The 3,159-nt window shown below is 70.0% G+C and carries 2 protein-coding genes and 1 pseudogene; all 3 read right to left on the reverse strand.

The window, feature by feature from the left end; genetic code table 11:
- Nucleotides 1–348: pseudogene (locus ACXJLU_RS32950) on the reverse strand (hypothetical protein); the annotation flags it as partial.
- 47 nt (nt 349–395) lie between these two features.
- On the reverse strand, nt 396–2,093 hold the full coding sequence (locus ACXJLU_RS32955) for a glycoside hydrolase family 6 protein (protein WP_457337941.1): 1,698 nt from the start codon (nt 2,091–2,093) through the stop codon (nt 396–398).
- 38 nt (nt 2,094–2,131) lie between these two features.
- Nucleotides 2,132–3,159 (reverse strand): glycoside hydrolase family 5 protein (locus ACXJLU_RS32960; protein WP_457337942.1); only part of this gene is annotated, 1,028 nt, incomplete at its 5' end.

The following is a 3,159-nucleotide window of genomic DNA, read 5'->3' on the forward strand; positions in this document are numbered from 1 at the left end:
GGCGGGAGCAGGCGTCGGGGCCGGCGCGGGGGCCGGGGCCGGTGCGGGTGCCGGAGCCGGCGTGGCGGCCGCGCCGACGGCGCACTTCTTCGCCTTGCCGGGGTACGGGTCCGAGCCGAAGGTCGCGGTGGTGCAGGCGATGTTGCCCGACAGCGTCTTCGTCACGAACTTGTCCTTGATGCCGAACGAGACCGAGCGCTTGGCGGTGCCCGCCTTGCAGGTCTCGCCTTCATCGGCGCACTTCGAGTAGCCGGACGGCCAGTCCTTGGCGAAGGCGGGTGAGGCGACGGTGGCGAACAGCGCGGCGACGGCGAGCGCCGCGGCGCGCGGACGGTGGAGGTGCGTCATGGGGTGTGATCCTGGTTTGAAAGTCGAAAAGATGAATCGGGTGCTGTTCACTTGATCGCCGGCGACGCATTGCGCAGCAGCATCAGGAACTGGTCGTGGAACCACTGGCCGGCATGCGGTGCGCCGCTCAGCGCGTCGACGTTGGCCGAGCCGCACATCGCGTCGAAGCGCTTGCCTTCGGCGTTCGGCGTGTTGGCCGTGCTGTCGCTGGTGCCGTCGGAAGCGCCGGGCGGCTTCACGAACACGAACGCGTCGAGGTACGGGCGGCTCGCATCCGGCTTGGCGCGCGGCCGTTCGCCGATGCCGGTGTCCTTCACGTTGCACCAGTTGCCGCGGTGGTCGCGGCGGTCGATGCGCATGTCGTCCACATCGGCGGCCGCCGATGTGGGCCGCTTCGCGCTGCCCCAGCCGTTGCGCGAGGTGTCGATGATGAACGACAGCGTGTCGGGGAAGCCGGCCGCGACGAACTCGGTGCGCAGCTTGTCGGTGTAGCTGAGCTCGTCGATCATGCGGTTCCACTCGTAGAACTCGGTCGTGCCGCCCGACTTGACGTTGTTGTCGGTGCCGTCGAAGTACGGCTCGTCCAGCGGCGTGTAGTTCGCGGTGTTGCTCGCGAAGCCGCGGATGATGCCGAGGTTGCCGCTGGGCGTCGCGCCCTTCACCAGCGTCTTGAAGCCGTCGATGGCCTTGGCGCGGTTGTTGTCCCAGCCAAGCCAGCCCGAGTGGGCGATGTCGAGGTACATGTACACGTTCTTCAGCGTCGACAGCTTGTTCAGCGTGTACTGGATGCCCTGCACGTAGACACCCTTGCTGTTCACCGAATCGCACACCGTCTTGCCGATGCCGACGTTGGTCAGCATGTTCGGGTACGAGTCGGGCTCGATCACCGTGACGATGCGCAGGCCGGCGTAGGCCGGGCGCGCGAGGATCTCGGCGATGCGGTCGATGTACTGGGTCTTGTACTTCGTCATGCCGTCGTTGGCCGAGCTCAGCTCGCCGTTCGACGCCAGCGCGGCGCAGTCGCGGTCGGGCAGGTCGTACACGACGAGCTGGATCGTCATCGGCTTCAGCGTGCTGCCGCTCAGCGTCTTCTGCTGCGCGACGGCCGCGTCGAGGTGGTCGACCAGGCCCATCGCGCCGCCGCTGGCCTTGGCGCCATCGATCGCGCCGATGCGGTCCAGCCAGACGGCGGTCGGGAACTTGGCGGCGGCCTTCACCAGCGCGGTGTCGGTGGCCGAGGCGGTCACGCGGGTCAGCGATTGCGCGACCTGGGTGCCGTAGTCGGGGTCCACGTAGAACAGCGCGTCGGCGAACGGGTTGCCGGTCGTGATCAGGTCGGTCGCGGGCGCCGGGGCCGGTGCGGGAGACGGTGCGGGGGACGGCGAAGGCGAAGGCGAAGGTGCCGGCGAGGGCGCGGGTGCCGGAGCCGGCGTCGGTGCAGGCGCCGGGGCGGGCGAGGGGCTCGGTGCCGGAGCGGGCGCGGGCGACGGCGAAGGAGCCGGGGCCGGGGAGGGCGAAGGCGCAGGAGAGGGGGTCGGTGCCGGAGACGGCGCGGGTGACGGCGACGGGGCCGGCGAAGGCGACGGCGCCGGGGATGGCGTGGTCGTCGGTGCGGGCGCAGGCGCGTTGCTCGTCGGCGACGGCGCCGGGTGGTCATTGCCGTCGTTGCCACCGCAGGCGGCGAGAACGAGCGAGAACAGCAGGCTCACACCGGCGCGTCCGCGCTGGCGTTTTTGGCTTGTCATGTGGAGTCCCTCGATGTGTTGAATTCAGGAAAAGCAGGTCACTGCAGGTACGGCTTCAGCACGGCCATCTGCGGCTTGTCGGTGCTGCCTGCGGGTTCGATCGAATACATGTAGCTGCCCCACCAGGGGCCGGCCGCCCACCAGACCCAGCCGGCCCAGACGTCGGCGTTGGATTTCAGGTGGCCGAGCGCGCTGGCCACGGCCAGGTCGCAGGTGGCGTTCGATGCGGCGCCGACCTCGCCGAGCACGGCGCGGTAGCCGTTGCTGCGGGCCCAGGTCGTGAAGGCCTGCAGGCGCTCGGCGCCGATGGTGGCGCTGGCGCAGTCGGGTTTGGTGCCGGACGAATCGGCGTCGAGGTACTGATGCACTTCGAACACCATGTTCTTGCCCGGGTCGACGATGCCCTTCATCACGGTGCCGTTCGCGGTGCCGTACCAGTTCTCGAGCCAGCTGTGCGCGCCGGTCCAGGCATTGCCCGGCACGGTGACGACGTTGCTGGCGCCGGTGCTGCGGATCGCGGCCAGCGCGGCGTTGGCGGCGGCCAGCCACTGCTCGGTCGCGATGTCGTGCGGCTCGTTCATCAGCCCGAAGGCGACGTTCGGGTTGCCCTTGAACTGCGTGGCCAGGCGCGACCAGAAATCGGCGAAGGCCGCGTTCGGCACCTGGGCCGAGCCGATCAGGTTGCCGCGGTAGCGCGCGTAGTTGTGCGGATCGATCAGCACCGTGACGCCGGTGGCGGTGACCTGCTGCACGAAGCTGGTCAGGCGCGACAGCTCGGTCGCATCGAAGGCCTGGTTCAGCGACGGCTGCAGCCGCTCCCACAGGAAGGGCAGGCGCACCGCGTTCATGCCCTTGGCCTTGAAGTAGCTGACGCTCGCGGCCGTCGGGTAGACGTAGTCGGCGTTGTAGTTGCCGGGCAGGTTGCCGGGCGCGAACTCGGCGCTGGCCAGGCTGACAGCGCGCCACGACAGCGTCGTGGCCGACGGGGCGGGGGCGGGCGAAGGGGCCGGTGCGGGCGCAGGCGTGGGGGCAGGCGCAGGGGCCGGCGAAGGCGAAGGCGCGGGCG

It is taken from the genome of Rhizobacter sp. P5_C2, from assembly GCF_054049715.1.